The sequence below is a fragment of the Dellaglioa sp. CoH-57-MRSF-22 genome, assembly GCF_056781895.1.
The window spans coordinates 1-566 of sequence record NZ_JBXAXT010000050.1 but is presented as its reverse complement, the minus strand read 5'-3'; the positions used below and the strand labels follow the sequence as shown (position 1 = coordinate 566).

The following is a 566-nucleotide window of genomic DNA, read 5'->3' as shown; positions in this document are numbered from 1 at the left end:
CGTCTGAGAACACGAATTCGGAGAACCCGATCCACGGCTTTTGCCACTCCACGTCTGTTGGCCACATAATGGCCGTAAATTCTTCGAGGCGCGTGTTGTAGCTGAGGTCGCCCATCTGAGCGCGGGGCGCGAGTTGAACGCTCACCAGCGGGGCGTTGCCAGATGGAAGCGTGAGGCTTGTCTCGGTGCCTGTGAACGTGGTCTTCGATATTGTGACAAACGCGATGACCTGACCTTCTCGCGTCATGACCGGAACAACGGTCTGCGTCGATGGTTCATTTAGGCCCTTGCCAATAAGAGGGTAACCCGGTTTGTAGACTGCCATTTGAGGCTCCTTGTTTAATACACGTTAAAAAATGTGACGTAAGAGATTTGAGTGCCCGCGCAGGTAATCCCACACACGCACTGACCACCAGTCGGGTCCGGCGCGGTCACGATCTGGTTGCTCGGGTTATCATCCGAATTGACGGGTTCCCGCCAGCACACACGCACATTCTGATATCCGGTCAGCGTCAGCATCAAGGCCGTAGCCGCATCCGCAAACGGCGTGAACATGGTTTGAACCG

The 566-nt window shown here is 55.7% G+C and carries 2 protein-coding genes; both read right to left on the bottom strand.

The window, feature by feature from the left end:
• On the bottom strand, nt 1–325 hold a 325-nt coding region (locus AC1RPR_RS08075), incomplete at its 3' end, for a hypothetical protein (RefSeq protein ID WP_481763448.1).
• A 14-nt stretch (nt 326–339) separates the two neighbouring features.
• The coding region (locus AC1RPR_RS08070) for a hypothetical protein (RefSeq protein ID WP_481763447.1) at nt 340–566 on the bottom strand (227 nt) is incomplete at its 5' end.